This is a genomic window from Hymenobacter sp. YC55 (genome assembly GCF_029433095.1).
GTDB lineage: Bacteria > Bacteroidota > Bacteroidia > Cytophagales > Hymenobacteraceae > Hymenobacter.
Genome location: NZ_JARNTX010000001.1, coordinates 303,205 through 316,947, shown reverse-complemented (window position 1 = coordinate 316,947; position 13,743 = coordinate 303,205). Strand labels below are relative to the sequence as shown.

The 13,743-nt window shown below is 57.3% G+C and carries 9 protein-coding genes; 1 reads left to right on the top strand and 8 read right to left on the bottom strand.

Going from position 1 to position 13,743, the window contains the following annotated elements; all coding sequences use genetic code 11:
- Positions 1 to 16: 16 nt before the first annotated feature.
- From P1X16_RS01450 to P1X16_RS01420, 7 genes are all read right to left on the bottom strand, one after another.
- On the bottom strand, positions 17 to 1,492 hold the full coding sequence (locus tag P1X16_RS01450) for an efflux transporter outer membrane subunit (RefSeq protein WP_277225723.1): 1,476 nt from the start codon (positions 1,490 to 1,492) through the stop codon (positions 17 to 19).
- Positions 1,493 to 1,532: 40 nt separating this feature from the next.
- On the bottom strand, positions 1,533 to 2,837 hold the full coding sequence (locus P1X16_RS01445; protein WP_277225722.1) for an efflux RND transporter periplasmic adaptor subunit: 1,305 nt from the start codon (positions 2,835 to 2,837) through the stop codon (positions 1,533 to 1,535).
- Positions 2,838 to 2,916: 79 nt separating this feature from the next.
- Positions 2,917 to 6,276 carry an efflux RND transporter permease subunit gene (locus P1X16_RS01440; RefSeq protein WP_277225720.1) on the bottom strand — a complete coding sequence of 1,120 codons (3,360 nt, stop codon included), beginning with the start codon at positions 6,274 to 6,276 and terminating at the stop codon, positions 2,917 to 2,919.
- A 305-nt stretch (positions 6,277 to 6,581) separates the two neighbouring features.
- A complete protein-coding gene (locus P1X16_RS01435) occupies positions 6,582 to 7,493 on the bottom strand; it encodes a TIGR03915 family putative DNA repair protein (RefSeq protein WP_277225717.1) in 912 nt (303 codons plus the stop codon).
- 94 nt (positions 7,494 to 7,587) lie between these two features.
- Positions 7,588 to 8,475, bottom strand: a complete 888-nt coding sequence (locus tag P1X16_RS01430) for an alpha/beta hydrolase (RefSeq protein ID WP_277225716.1) — start codon at positions 8,473 to 8,475, stop codon at positions 7,588 to 7,590.
- A gap of 51 nt (positions 8,476 to 8,526) precedes the next feature.
- Positions 8,527 to 8,712 carry a hypothetical protein gene (locus P1X16_RS01425; protein ID WP_277225714.1) on the bottom strand — a complete coding sequence of 62 codons (186 nt, stop codon included), beginning with the start codon at positions 8,710 to 8,712 and terminating at the stop codon, positions 8,527 to 8,529.
- A gap of 106 nt (positions 8,713 to 8,818) precedes the next feature.
- On the bottom strand, positions 8,819 to 10,087 hold the full coding sequence (locus tag P1X16_RS01420; RefSeq protein ID WP_277225713.1) for a putative DNA modification/repair radical SAM protein: 1,269 nt from the start codon (positions 10,085 to 10,087) through the stop codon (positions 8,819 to 8,821).
- Positions 10,088 to 10,387: 300 nt separating this feature from the next.
- On the opposite strand from P1X16_RS01420, the gene P1X16_RS01415 reads away from it, so the two are divergent.
- Positions 10,388 to 12,289, top strand: a complete 1,902-nt coding sequence (locus tag P1X16_RS01415) for a hypothetical protein (RefSeq protein WP_277225711.1) — start codon at positions 10,388 to 10,390, stop codon at positions 12,287 to 12,289.
- Positions 12,290 to 12,641: 352 nt separating this feature from the next.
- Here the strand turns inward: P1X16_RS01415 and fbaA are convergent, their stop codons facing one another.
- Positions 12,642 to 13,724, bottom strand: coding sequence for a class II fructose-bisphosphate aldolase (gene fbaA / locus P1X16_RS01410; protein ID WP_277225710.1), 1,083 nt, complete (start codon positions 13,722 to 13,724; stop codon positions 12,642 to 12,644).
- Positions 13,725 to 13,743: the final 19 nt, after the last annotated feature.

Genomic DNA, 13,743 nt, shown 5'->3' with positions numbered 1-13,743 from the left:
ATAGCCTTTCCTACTTCTACTCCCAACTACCGCCTAAGGCTTTTATCAGTTGAATGGCCGATTGAAACTGAAAGCTTTGGGTCTGCACCGCCTGTCGAGCTGCCTCCAGCGTTTGGCGGTCGGCATCTACTACTTCAAAGTAGGTGGTAAGGCCACGATTGTACCGCTCCCTAGTTAGCAGACCAGCTTGGCGGGCGGAGCGCAAGGCCCGCTGCTGGGCCTCCAGCTGAGCAGCGCTTTGCTGCACATCGGCTAAGGCCGTTTCAACTTCCTGAAAGGCCACAAGAGCGGTTTGCTGATACTGAGCCGAGACCGTATAGGTGCGCGCCTTTGCCAGTTCCTCGTTCGACCGGAGCCGGCCGCCGTTGAAAATCGGAATGGCTACGCCCGCCCCGACATAGTACGTGTAGCTTTCACTGAGCCGCGTCAGCTCCCCTAACTGCGCACTCTGCGGGCCAATGTAGCCGTTGAGCTGCACCGTCGGGAGCCGGGCGAGGCGGGCCGATTCGGCACGCGAATCAGCGGCGGCCAGGAGGCGCTCGGCTTGTTGCAGATCGGGGCGGCGGGCCAGTAAAGCCGCGGGCACCCCGGCCGGAACGCTAGGCACGGTAAGGTCGGTAGGACGAGGTGCCAGGGCGAAACTGCTGGCTGGTTGGCCACACACCGTAGCCAGGGCCGCCACGTAGCGGGCCCGTTGGCGCTGCACTTCTATCCGGCTGGCGTCCACGTTGGCTAATTCGGTTTCGGCGCGGCGCACGCCTATTTCGTTGTCCACGCCCGCTTTGTAGCGGGCTTGCACCAGTTTCAGGTTCTGCACGCGGGCTTCGCGAGTGCTATCCAGCACGCCCAGGTCGGCATCGAGGCCGCGGACACTGTAGTAATAGCTGGCGGCGTCGGTGGTAAGGGTGAGCTGCACGGTGCGCAAATCCGCTTCCGAGGCCTGCTGCTCGGCTTGGCTAGCTTGGATGTCGCGCCGGATTCTTCCCCATACGTCCACTTCGTAGCTGACGTTGATGGGGATGTAGAACTGCTTTTGACTTACGCCTACCACTTGCGCATTGGGGAACTGCACCGGCCGCAACGCCGATAAGCGGCTACGGTACACTTGCGGCGTTACGGTCACGTCGGGCTTCAGATAGGAATTGGCTATGCGCACGGTGGCGCGGGCTTCTTCCACACGCGAAGCGGCGGCACGCACGTTGAAGTTGCCGGTTAGGGCCTGCTGCTCCAACGCGTTCAGTACGGGGTCGTTGAAGAGGGTCCACCAGCTGGAAACTGCTGGGGCTACTTGCGGGGAGGCGGGAGTGGTGGGGGCTGCAGGTTGGGCCACCGGAGCGCCAACAGGGTTCTGGTTGTTTTGCCACGCTGCTGGGGCCGCTACCGAGGGCGGCTGATACTGCGGCCCGCGGACGCACCCAACCAAGACAACAGAAGTTAGCCCTAACGCCCAACTCCAGCGAACAAGAGAATACCAAGCAGTGAAAAAACTCATGCGCAATCCGTCAGCAGCAAACAATACATAGCACCCCAACTTACTTGCCCGTCCCCTCTCCTACCGGCGACGAGATATGCGGACGGTCCGGGTCGTACAGACGTTCGGGACCTTTGGGCGCAGCGGGCGTGTCCGGCTTCTTGGCGGCGGGCGCTTTCCGAACTTCTACTGTTTCGTTTTCCTGCAAGGTTTCAGCGGGGTTGATAACGAGCATTTCTCCGCCCTTCAACCCCTCCAGCACTTCCACCTGCGCCCCAAAGTCGCGGCCCGCCACAACTGGTTGATAATGCACTTTCTTGTCTTTAATCACCACCACGCGGGTGTCGGTGCCGCCCGGCACCAGCGAATTGGCTGGAATGATAACGCTAGGCGACGTGCGCGGCAACTCGAACCGAATCTGGCCGAACACGCCCGGCCGCAATTCCTGCCGCCGGTTCGGAATCTTGACCACCGTTAGCAAGGTGCGGGTGTCGGAACTGAGCGCGCCAGCTTCCCTCGACACGCGCCCTCGGAAGGTGCGGTTTGTGAATTCGGGCACAATCAACTCGGCCACTAGCCCGGCTTTGATGCCCGTAGCATAGTTCTGCGGCACATTCACGAAGGCCCGTAGCGTATCGGTCTGCTCTACTTTAAACAGTTGCGTGCCCTCGGCATTGCTGGTCGAAACTAAGGCACCCACTTCCACATTGCGTTGCGTTACGATGCCACTGAACGGGGCGCGTACCTCGCGGAAGTTGCGCAACGCCAAGAGTTGCTGCACGGCGGCCTGCTGCCCATTGTAGCGGGCCTGCGCCTCGTCGAGTTCCTGCTTGGAAATGGCGCCGGGCATATCTACGCTCCGCAAACGGTCGTAGCTGGTGCGGGTCAGGGCGAGGCTGGTGCGGGCTTCAACCACTTGCTGGTCGAGTTCCGGCGTGGCAATACGGGCCAAGAGTTGGCCACGCTTTACACGGGTGCCAATATCCACGTACCACGCCTGCACAAACCCATTGGTACGGGCAAAGAGGTAGGTTTCATGGTTGGAAACGGTGTTGGCCGGCAGTTCCACCCGCACCGTATCGGGCGCGGCTTGCGCAGCCTGCATACTTACTACAGGCGTTGCATTGGCAGCAGCGGTGGTTTCCTGTTCGCGCGCTTTGTTGGCCTTTAACCGGGGCAGCAGCCCAAGTAAAAACAACCCGCCGAATACCAGCGCAATCAGCAAAATCACCACCCAAAACCGGCGTTTCCCACTCGATTTGTTGGCGGCAGCGTCGTCCGCGGCGGGGTGGCCTGACGCCGCGGGCGGGGCCGAATGGTTGTTGGCAGGCTGAGAGGTTATAATGTCGTCCGGTTGTAAGGCCATCGAGAAGGTAATCTTAAAGTCACGGCTACATTTCAGCGCCGCTCCGCTGAAGAAGCTTGTTGTCGCTTCAGAGTAGGTATTACGCAGCTACTCGCGCTGGTTGCTTTTCCTGTTTGTGGGCGGAATCTAATTCGCGTTGCTTGAGGTAGCTGAACATAATCGGGACGAAAAACAAGGTGGTAACGGTGGCTAGTAGCAGACCGCCAATTACGGCCCGGCCCAACGGCGCATTTTGCTCGCCACCTTCCCCAAGGCCCAAGGCCATGGGCAGCAAGCCGATGGTCATAGCCAGGGCCGTCATCAATACGGGGCGCAGGCGGGTAAAGCCGGCATCGAGGGCGGCGTCGCGCGGCGAGAGGTCCGGCTCTTCCTCGCGTCGTTCGTTGGCGAAAGTGACCAGCAGAATACTGTTGGCGGTGGCAACCCCTATGCACATAATGGCCCCCATCAAAGACGGCACTGAGAAGGTAGTTTGCGTCACGAATAGCATCCACAGAATGCCCGACATAGCCCCCGGCAAGGCCATGATGATGATGAATGGGTCCAGCCACGACTGGAAGTTCACAACCATCAGCAAATACACCAGCGCAATAGCCCCCACCAGCCCGATACCCAAGCCGATAAATGAGGTGTGCATGCTGTCAACCTGCCCGCGGACGGTGATGGTAGTGCCTTTGGGCAAATCCTTGCGGGCTTCCTCCAGAATCTTGTTCATGTCGGTGGCTACGCCGCCCAGGTCACGGCCTTCCACGCTGGCATACACGTCAATCACGCGCTGAATGTTATAGTCGCTGGCGAGGGCGGACGTGGTGGTGCGGCGAGTGGTGGCAAAACTGCTGAGCAGCTGGGGCGCTAGTTGCGAAGGACCGGTGATGCCGATGGTTTTCAACTCATCTAGGTTAGAGAGCTGGCTTGGCGGCGTTTGTACTGCCACAATGTAGTTAACGCCGGTTTTCGGGTTGAGCCACTGGTTGGGCGTCGTCTGGGTGCTGGAAGACAGATTGACCAGCACGTTGTTGGCAATATCGCGCTGCGAAAGGCCGGCTTGCTGGGCGCGCACCCGGTCCACGTCGAGGCGCATTTGGGGCTGGTCGAAAGCTTGGTACACGAAAGCATCAACCACGCCCGGCACCTTGGTCATTTGCGCCTTGATTTTAGCGGCAATCTTGTAGTTGGCCTCTACATTCTTGCCGGTCACCTGAATGTCGATGGGGGCCGGTAAGCCGAAGTTCAGCGTCTGGTTGACGATATCGGCGGGTTGGAAGAACACCATCAAATCGGGGTACTGCTTGTTGATGCGCCGCCGAATTTCGGTGATGTAGCCGGCAGTGGATCCGTGCTCCTCCTTCATCGACACCAGAATTTCGCCGTCGCCGGCCCCAATCACGGGGTTGTCGCCCATTAGCAAGTTCAGCGCTATTACGGGCAGGCCGATATTATCTAGCACCAAGTCCAGCTCATCGGCCGGAATGACTTCGCGGATAATCTTTTCCACCTGCGCAAAGCGGACCTCAGTTTCTTCTAAACGAGTGCCGGTGGGGGCGCGAATGTGCATCCGCAGCTGGCCGGCATCCACTTTCGGGAAGAAGTTTTGTCCAATAAACGGGTACAAACAGCCCGATCCAATAAACAGCACTGCAAAGCACATAACCACCAACCGGCGGTGGTTCAGCACCCAATCCAGGGCCTCGCGGTAGCCTTCCCGGAACTTCTCGAACTGATGATCAAAGGCCTTGTGGATGCGCCACACCCAACTTTTCTCGATGCCTTGGGCGGCTTCGCGGTCGGCGTCGGTGATGGGGTGCTCGTCTTCTTCCTCGGCGCTTACGGTGGGGTGCTCCCGCTCTAGCTGTTCGCGGCGAAGCTGGCTGAGGCGGGCTTCCGCTTCGCTCACGGTATGGCCGTCGCGCACTTGCTCGGTGGGCAGATGCGCTGCTCCTTCGGCGTGGTAAATCGGCAGCTCTTTGCGCAGCAGAAACTGCACCATGGTGGGCACCAGCGTCCGGGAAAGCAGGTAGGAAGCCAACATGGCAAAAATCACGGCCATAGCCAGCGGCGTGAAAATGTACGACGCCACTCCCGACAAGAAAAACACCGGCACGAATACTATGCAAATGGCCAGCGTGGCCACCAAGGCGGGCGTGGCAATCTGCTGCGCCCCGTCCAGAATCGAGCGTTTCAGGCCCTTCTTCATGGCCATGTTGCGGTGGATATTCTCAATTTCCACCGTGGCATCATCCACCAGTATCCCCACCGCTAGCGACAGGCCGCTTAGCGTCATGATGTTGAGCGTCTGGCCGAGCAGCTTCATCACCACAATACTGACCAGGATGGACAGCGGAATACTCAGGGCAATGATGAGCGTGGAGCGCCACGACCCGAGGAACAGCAGTATCATCAGGCCGGTAAGGGCCGCCGCAATGCAAGCCTCGATGATAACGCCTTTGATGCTGGCTCGCACGAAAAACGACTGGTCGAACAGCAGCTTCAAGTCAAGACCTTGTGGGGCGTTGGCTAGCACGTTGGGCAAGGCTTTTTTGATGCCCTCAATTACGTCGAGCGTGCTGGCTCCGCCGCTCTTGAGGATAGGCACGAAGGCCGTGCGCCGGCCGTTTTGCCGCACAATGTTTTGCTGCACGGCCGCGCCTTCGTGCACAAAAGCTACGTCGCGCACATACACCGTGGCGCCATTCGCTTCTTTGATAGGCAAGTCGTTGAGGGTAGCAATGGCCTCGGGGCTGCTGTTGAGGCGCACATCGTATTCGCGGTTGCCGATTTTGGCAGAGCCGGCGGGCAGAATGATATTCTGGCTGGTAATGGCCGCTACCACGTCGTTGGCCGACAAGCCTTTACCAGCCAATGCACCAGGATCCAGGTCCACCATAATCTGCTTGGGCTTGCCGCCGTTGGGCAGCAGCAACGAAGCGCCTTTCACAATGGCTAATCCCGGCCGGATGAAGGCGTTGTTGGCATCGTATAGGTCGGACTCACCAAGGGTTTCCGACGAAAGGCTGGCCTGAGCAATGGGTACGTTGGAGGCCGAATACCGGATAATATTAGGCGGCGTAATACCAGGCGGCATGGTCCGCAAGATGGTTTGCGAAATGGCCGTAAGCTGGGCCACCCCCGCCGCTGGGTCGGAGCCTGGTTGGAAGAACACTTTGATGATGCCTACACCTTTTAGGGCCTGAGACTCCATGTGCTCGATGTTGCTGACGGTGGTGGTGTAGGCGCGCTGATTTACCATCAGAATGCGCTTGTTCATTTCCTCGGGGCTCATGCCCGAGTACGTCCAGACCACCCCTACCACGGGAATATTCACTTCCGGGAAAATATCCACCGCCATCGTGCGAATGGTCATGATGCCGCTCAGCAAAATCAGCAGGGCCATGACCACGAACGTGTAAGGACGCGACAGCGCCAACCGTACAATCCACATCAGTAAACGAGCTTAATAGGCTATCAAATCTTCTCGAATCAGACCAGCGAAAAACTATTTCCAACCAGAAAATAAATCCGCATTAAAGTAATTCTTCCACAAAAGCGAATTGACTGAACAGGTGCCGCAAAGCAACAGTGTCGTTCAACCGGCGCCTTGAACACCGCAGTACCTACATGCAATGACAAGGCGAGCCTAGCCACGTTGCACCTCTGCGCCCGGAATAATACGGGCTAAGTGCCGTAACCGCTGGCTATAATGGGGCAGGCGACGAAATAAAAAAGCCGTTCTGCTAGCAGAACGGCTTACCCTTGACCCGGTGGCCTTTTGTTTTTGATGGGCTGGAAACGCTGCTCCCGCGGTTGCTTTTCGCTGAGGTAGCGCCAGTAGCGCAACGGAATGTGGCGGCGGTGCAACTTCATGTTCTTGCGCTCCGGAATGTTGACGTGGTCGAAATACGATTGCCAGAGCAGCTTGAACAACGGCTCACGCTCGTCGAGCACGGTAGCCGATATATCGGTGTTGCGCTGCGGGGCAGTGGTTTCAAACTGCACGACATCGGTACGCTGAAGGTCGTAGTAGAGACCATAGCGACGACGCTTATCGAAGATCAGCCAGCGCTGGTCGGCGTAGCGCTTGGTGAAGTGCGGCGCAATAAGCGGCAACACGTCAAAATCCGGGTCGATGGTGGCGTGGAAGAGATTATCACTGGTTTTCTCGAAGCGCACGAATGCTTCCATGCGGTGCTTCTCCCGATACATTTGCTGCGCGATATGCGCCACCCGCCGAACATTGTCATCGGCGTAGTTTTCCGAAATGTCGCGAGCCGAGCGTATGGCCAGATCGGCATAGCGGAAGATGAGTAGCTCCCGGTCCGGCTGCTCACTCAGAAAGACGTGGTAGAGTCGGGTGCGCGCCTCTTTGTCGATGTGGCGCAGGAGGCCTTCCCACACCCGGGTGGCCGTGGCTTCGTCGGTATCAATCTGAACGGGTTGCGCGAACAATCCACCTTGTACCTCGCCTAGTGGCTGAATGCTATTCGGGGCCGCTTTCCGGTCATAAATAGCAAACAGCACCGTTAACAATCCCTCAAACGAACCGTCATACGCATAGTCTAGCGGCGCATTGGTCAAGGCAGGCACCGCAGGACGCGGTGCCGCTGCCTCAGCGGCAACCTTCACTTTGGGGCGGTTGTACGGCGTAAGAGAACGGCTCATTAAAGGGAAATAGGTTCGGAATACTGTACGCTTGCTAACAAGAAAAGGCCAATTGCCAAGCCCCTCTACTCTTTTTCCTTTGAGGAAAAGGGCACTATACTTTCTGTACCTGCGGCTGTCCTTTTCCTTGTAAGAATTCCAGCAGCAACTTGTTTACGGCTTTCGGCTCTTCCTGATGAAGCCAATGCGTTGCTTCCTTGAAATACGTTAGCTCGCCCTTGTCGCACATTTTCAGGCTCAAACGCGCCAATACGGGTTCCAGAAAAGCGTCCTGCTGCCCCCATAGCAACCGTACGGGCACCGTGATACGCCCCACCCTGCCTCGGCGAGACGTACGAAACGATGCCCGGTACCAGTTGATCATGGCCGTGAGGGCCCCGGGCTGAGCCCAGGCCCGCACGTACTGCTGTAGGTCGTAGGAAGAAAACGTATCGGGGCGACTAGTGCCCCGCAACGAGTCGCGCCCAAACCGGTACTCCTTGCGCCGAAACAGCTTTTCGGGCAGCAGCGGCAACTGGAAAAAGAAGATGTACCAGCTTTTCACCAATTGAAGTGGCGCTTTGCTTAAGGCGCGAAACAGCACCGCCGGATGCGGCACGTTCAGGATAGCAACCTGCGCCACCCGAGCTGGGTAACGACCCGCTAACCACCACGCCACTGCTGCCCCCCAGTCATGGCCGATGATAATGGCTTTGGCTTGCCCCGCTGCATCCAGCAAGCCAATAATATCGGCGCCGAGCTTGTCTATCTGATAGTTAGACACACCCTTGGGCTTGTCGCTGAGGTTGTAGCCGCGCTGATCGGGTGCCCATACGCGGTAGCCAGCTTCCGCCAGCACCGGAATCTGCTTGCGCCAGCTGTACCAGAATTCCGGAAAGCCATGCAGCAAAACAACCAAGGGCCCTTCGACGGGGCCGCACTGCGCTACGTGCAGCGTGATGCCGTTGGTACGGACGTAGTGATGCTCGATTTCGAAAGCCATGCTACGACGTACCTCACAACCAGACACAGGGTTATGGTCGAGCTAGACTGCTCAGGCCGCCTCCGACTGTTGTCTGGTTTGAGTGGCGTTGGCATGGGCCGCTTCGCGGTGAAGCTGCTGCACTATCGGCAACAAGTCCGAAAGCTTGCAGCAACAGGCCATACGGGCCACTTTGGTAGGTTTTGGAGCTTCGAGGGAGGCAGCCGACGCGTCGGCAGCGCGATGAGAAATGGTCATGGTAGAAGTTGGTTAATAGTGGTTTGCTTTCAAGTAGTTAGGGTAAGAACAATGTATTTTTTATTCCTGCCACCGCCCCAAAAACCAACCTCTACCACCTTAGCCTCTAAGAGGCCTGAGCGAAAAGGTCGAGTTGCTGGGTAACGAGGGCCGAGCGTACCGAGCCCGCACCAAATAGAATCTGGCGGCGAATGGTTTGTTCGTCATAATCACGCTTCTCGAGCGCTTGCCCACGGCACGTGAGGAAAAACTTAGCGCGCTTAAGTACCACCCCAAACTTGTGCAGGTGGTCGAGGGTAATGGGCGCAAACCGGCGAGCCGCCACAATGCGCTTCGCCGAGCGAGCCCCTACGCCCGGAATGCGCAGAATCATCTCGTAATCAGCGGTATTCACATCCACCGGAAACACATGGCGGTTGCGCAAGGCCCACGCCAGCTTGGGGTCCACTTCCAAGTCGAGGAAAGGATGCGCGGGGTCCAAGATTTCATCGGCCTGGAAACCGTAGAAGCGCATCAGCCAATCGGTTTGGTAGAGGCGGTGCTCCCGAATCAGGGGCGGCTGCGTCACCTGGGGCAGGCGGGCGTCGTCGGTGACGGGGATATAACCCGAGTAGTACACGCGCTTGAGGCCGTAGCCTTTGTAGAGCGAGTCGGTCAGATTGATGATTTCGAGGTCATTCTCGGCCGAGGCGCCCACGATAAGCTGGGTGCTTTGGCCGGCCGTGGCAAACTGTGGCACTTTCTTGAAAAGGGCCTTTTCCTCTTTATTCTTGGTGATGCCGTCCCGGATTTGGGCCATCGGGGTCAGAATCTCCTCGTAGTTTTTTTCCGGCGCCAAGTTCTGCAAGCTCATGTCCGAGGGCAGCTCGATGTTGACGCTCAGACGGTCGGCATACAGACCAGCTTCCTGGATCAGCTCCTCCGAAGCACCCGGAATAGCTTTCACGTGGATATAGCCGTTGAAATTGTGCTCGGTACGCAGCTTCTTGATGATGCGCACGAGGCGCTCCATCGTGTAGTCGGGCGACGAGAAAATACCGGAACTTAAGAACAGACCCTCGATGTAGTTACGACGGTAGAAGTTCATGGTCAGGTCCACCACTTCGTCTACGGTGAAGGCAGCCCGCTTCACATCATTGCTTTTCCGCGACACGCAATAAGCGCAGTCGAAGATGCAGTGGTTGGTAAGCAGAATCTTAAGCAGACTCACGCAACGCCCATCTTCGGTGTAGCTGTGGCAGATGCCCATTCCTTCCGCATTGCCGAGGCCCTTGGATTCGTTTTTGCGCTTGCCACCGCTGCTGGAGCACGATACGTCGTACTTCGCGGCGTCTGCCAAAATGCTTAGCTTTTCCTGAATGCGCTGGTCGTTCATTGGGCTGTATCTGGGCTTAAAAATAGGGGCTTGTGCTGAGATATGCACTATACCTCAAGACTAATTTCATTAGAAATGTTCCGTAGCAGCGGAGTATTTATCCACAACTATCAGTGAATAATGTTGCCTTTCCGACGCAGGGTGGATTTGAATCAGAGAGGTTTTACTGTCCTGCTCAGATTCTTCTTGTAGAAGGATAATAAGCGCGTTTTTAGCACTGTCTTAAAGGCTTTTTGCAACGATTCGCCTGTGGCAAACCTCTTAGGAACACCGTAACTTGCAAGGGCTGGGGTCTCGCTTATGAAGTATGTGGTTTTTGTGTGGGCGTTTTTGTGGCTTGGGGCGCTTTCGGCACTGGCCCAAACCGGCGTGCCCCGCGACACCACCCGCATAATCGAGCCCACCGATACCACCAGCCGCCCCGCTGTCCGTACCGACTCTCTTCGCCGCCGCTTCGACCAAGAGCGTTTGCTTAACGGCCTGAAGGCGTATACCAAGCGCAAAACCATTGCCGGCAAGGCCGCGGCGGTGCTCTTCAACTTCACGCCCCGCCGCGAAGACCAGGCGGGCCTCGACGCGGCCCTGCTCGACCGCCAGTACGACCGGCACAACTATAAAATCGTCCGGCGCATCAACATCCAAACCCTTACGGCGTTCGGCTACAGCATTTCCGATACTACTCGCGTACCGCGCAACTTTCTAGAGAAAACCGGCAACGCGTTTCACATGAAAACCTCCCGGGCCCGGGTGCGGCAGCTGCTGCTGTTCAAGGTGGGCAAGGAACTGGAACCGCAAGCCCTGTCCGAATCGGAACGTCTGCTGCGCCAAACCGACGAGCTAGTGGATGCGCGTGTATTCGTGAACGAGCGCACCAGCACCGCCGACAGCGTTGATGTGGAAATCATTACCAAGGACGTGTTCAGCTTGAGCGGCTCGCTGGAAGTGCGCGGAGTTGGCGCGGCGTCTATTGGGCTGCGCGACCAGAATTTTCTGGGGCAGGGCCACCAGTTCCGCAACGAATACGAGTTTGGGCGTAATCAGCCCCAATCGTGGCGGTACATAGGCAGCTACCGCATCCCGTTCCGCAATTTTATCTACGGCGAGGCCCGCTACCGCAACGAGTACAAGAACCATTCGAGCGGTATTACGGTCAGCCGAGACTTTTACTCTATTAATACGAAGTACGCCGGGGCATTGTCGCTGAATACCTACCGGTACCGCCTCGTGCTTGTTCCGCCACCCAACGGGCAGGAGCCAAATTATTCTCCTGTCAGCTACAGCACCCAAGACCTGTGGGTCGGCCGCTCCCTTCCGCTGCGCAGCTACGACTTGGGCTACGAAAACCCCGGCCGCATGATCTTGTCGGCTCGTTTGCTACGCACCGATTATACGGTTAGTCCTACCAAGGATTTTTTTGATGCCAGTGCCTTTCTGGGCACCGTTGGGTACAGTGTGCGGCGCTATTATAAAGACAAGTATTTGTTTGGCTTTGGGCGCACCGAGGACATTCCGACGGGTACGCTGCTCAGTGCCACGCTAGGGTATGAGCTCAACGACCAAGACCACCGCAACTACTACGGGGCCCGAATTTCTACGGCCAATTACAGTCCGCGCAAAGGGTACTTGTACTTAAGTGGCGAGTTCGGTTCCTACATGCGGCCGTCGACGGGCGCTTGGCAACAAGGGCTGGTGAGCACCGAAGTGCTGTATTTTACGCGCCTTTACCACACCGGCAACTACCAGTGGCGCCACTTTTTCTGGAACCGCTCCGCCATTGGCATCAACCGCCTTTCCAGCGACCTTCCACTTTCCATTGAAGGGGAACGAGGGCTACGGGGCTTTAAATCGGCCAGCGACCTGCGTGGCACCAGCCGGCTGGTATTCAACTACGAAACCACCGTTTACACGCCGCTTTCGTTTCTTGGCTTTCGTTTGGCCGGCGTGATATTCGCCGATGCGGCCTGGCTGAATACCCGCTCCAAGCGCACATTGCCCATCTACGAGAAGCCCTACACTGGCTTCGGGTTGGGCGTCCGTTTTCGCAACGAGTACACGCCTATTCGCGCCTTCCAGATTCTATTTGGCTACTACCCGCGCGGCCTTACCACGAACAGCGGTTACCGCATCTACGAAAGCTCCCGCCCCTACTACGACTTCAGCGACTTCAGCTTCGGCCAGCCGAGCGTAGCACGGTACGAGTAAACAGCTCAACTATACCGTCAAAACAATACCCATATAACGTCATGCTAAGCATATGGCGCATCAAGCCAGGGACCGAAGCGTCTCGCGTACTATCATAACCCACACCCCGTCATGCTGAGCGCAGTGCAACGAAGCCGAAGCATCTCGCGTGCTGACATTACCATGCTACCTGATTTTACCACACTAGCGAGATGCTTCGACTGCGCCTCCGGCTTCGCTCAGCATGACACGGGTTGTGGAAATAGAAAACGATTCTAGCGAACCTCGCGTGACACTGACGCAAGCACAAACAAAGAGGCTCCGGAAACTTGCGTTTTCGGAGCCTCTTTGTTTGTGCTTGAACGCCGAAGTTCTAGCGGCGGTTGATGGCGTTTAGATCTTCGAAGGCCTGCTTTAGGCGAGCCACGAAGGTTTCTTCGCCTTTACGGAGCCATACGCGTGGGTCGTAGTACTTCTTGTTAGGCGAATCGGCACCGGTGGGGTTGCCGATCTGGCCTTGCAGGAAGCCTTCATTTTTCACGTAGTAGTCCTTGATGCCTTGCCACAGCGCCCACTGCAAGTCGGTATCGAGGTTCATTTTGATGGCGCCATAGCTGATGGCTTCCCGGATTTCCTCTTGGCTGGAGCCTGAGCCACCGTGGAACACAAAGTTGATGGGCAGCGCTTCGGCGATGTTGTGTTTCTGGCGCAGGAATTCCTGCGAGTTATGCAGGATTACGGGTTGCAGCTTCACGTTTCCGGGCTTGTATACACCGTGCACGTTGCCAAATGCCGCCGCGATGGTGAAGCGGGGGCTGATTTCGCTTAGTTGCTCGTAGGCATAGGCTACCTCTTCGGGTTGGGTGTAGAGCTTGGAGCTATCCACATCGGAGTTGTCCACGCCATCTTCCTCGCCGCCCGTTACGCCAAGCTCGATTTCCAGGGTCATGCCAATCTTGCTCATGCGCTCCAAGTAGCGCTTGCAGATTTCGATGTTCTCTTCAATAGGCTCCTCCGACAAGTCCAGCATGTGCGAGCTGTAGAGGGGCTGACCGTACTGCGCGAAGTGCTTTTCGCCGGCGGAGAGCAAGCCATCAATCCAAGGCAGCAGCTTTTTGGCGGCGTGGTCGGTGTGCAGAATCACGGGCACGTCGTAGAGCTCGGCCATGAGGTGCACGTGCTGAGCGCCCGAAATAGCTCCGGCAATGCTGGCCCGCTGGTCACCATTAGGAATCGTTTTGCCAGCGAAGAACTGCGCGCCACCGTTGGAAAACTGAATGATAACTGGTGAATTGACGGCGGCGGCTGTTTCCAGCACGGCGTTTACCGTGTTGGTGCCCGTCACGTTGACGGCAGGCAGGGCAAAGCCATTGGCCTTGGCTACTTGAAACAGGGCTTGCACTTCGTCGCCGTGCAGGACGCCAGCCCGCAGGCCAGTGAGAGTTTGTTCAGCCATTGATTTGAAAGGAATATAA